The organism is Paenibacillus planticolens (genome assembly GCF_013141725.1).
GTDB classification, from domain to species: Bacteria; Bacillota; Bacilli; order Paenibacillales; family NBRC-103111; genus Paenibacillus_E; species Paenibacillus_E planticolens.
In genome coordinates this window covers 1-760 of record NZ_WHNZ01000058.1, presented here as the reverse complement: position 1 = coordinate 760, position 760 = coordinate 1, and the positions used below count along the sequence as shown (strand labels likewise).

The window sequence follows — 760 nt, the reverse complement described above, 5'->3', positions numbered from 1 at the left end:
TATAGGGATCTTTTGACTTCGTCAAAAGTGTCTCTGCTATTCCCTGATAGCTCAGTTGGTAGAGCACTCGACTGTTAATCGAGTTGTCACAGGTTCGAGTCCTGTTCGGGGAGCCATTGCTTCCATAGCTCAGTCGGTAGAGTGCATCCATGGTAAGGATGAGGTCACCGGTTCGATTCCGGTTGGAAGCTCCAGTAAGTTTTACAAGGCCCGTTGGTCAAGTGGTTAAGACACCTCCCTTTCACGGAGGTAACAGGGGTTCGAGTCCCCTACGGGTCACCATCAAGTATTTCCCATGGAGGCTTAGCTCAGCTGGGAGAGCATCTGCCTTACAAGCAGAGGGTCGGCGGTTCGATCCCGTCAGCCTCCACCATTAACTTGATATGCCGTTGTAGCTCAACTGGTAGAGCAACTGACTTGTAATCAGTAGGTTGGGGGTTCAAGTCCTCTCGACGGCATGTTTTTAATGGGGATTAGCCAAGCGGTAAGGCAACGGACTTTGACTCCGTCATGCCAAGGTTCAAATCCTTGATCCCCAGTTTCTTTTATGAGTCATTAGCTCAGTTGGTAGAGCACCTGACTTTTAATCAGGGTGTCGTAGGTTCGAATCCTACATGACTCACCATTTGCCTTATTTACAACATGCGCGTATGGCGGAATTGGCAGACGCACTAGACTTAGGATCTAGCGGGTGACCGTGGGGGTTCAAGTCCCTCTACGCGCATTAAATCCTCAGTAGTATTCATACATCTGAGGTACC

General features: G+C 49.5%; 8 tRNA genes. All 8 read left to right on the top strand.

Annotation, left to right across the window (positions count from 1 at the left end):
- Nucleotides 1-40 precede the first annotated feature (40 nt).
- Nucleotides 41-116 (top strand) — tRNA-Asn (locus tag GC097_RS24280).
- A 2-nt stretch (nt 117-118) separates the two neighbouring features.
- A tRNA-Thr gene (locus GC097_RS24275) sits at nt 119-194 on the top strand.
- 13 nt (nt 195-207) lie between these two features.
- Nucleotides 208-282: transfer RNA gene (locus GC097_RS24270), tRNA-Glu, on the top strand.
- Between the two features lie 15 nt (nt 283-297).
- A tRNA-Val gene (locus GC097_RS24265) sits at nt 298-373 on the top strand.
- Between the two features lie 12 nt (nt 374-385).
- Nucleotides 386-458: transfer RNA gene (locus tag GC097_RS24260), tRNA-Thr, on the top strand.
- A 9-nt stretch (nt 459-467) separates the two neighbouring features.
- A tRNA-Gln gene (locus GC097_RS24255) sits at nt 468-539 on the top strand.
- 10 nt (nt 540-549) lie between these two features.
- Nucleotides 550-625 (top strand) — tRNA-Lys (locus tag GC097_RS24250).
- A gap of 19 nt (nt 626-644) precedes the next feature.
- Nucleotides 645-724 (top strand) — tRNA-Leu (locus GC097_RS24245).
- The last annotated feature ends 36 nt before the right edge of the window (nt 725-760 follow it).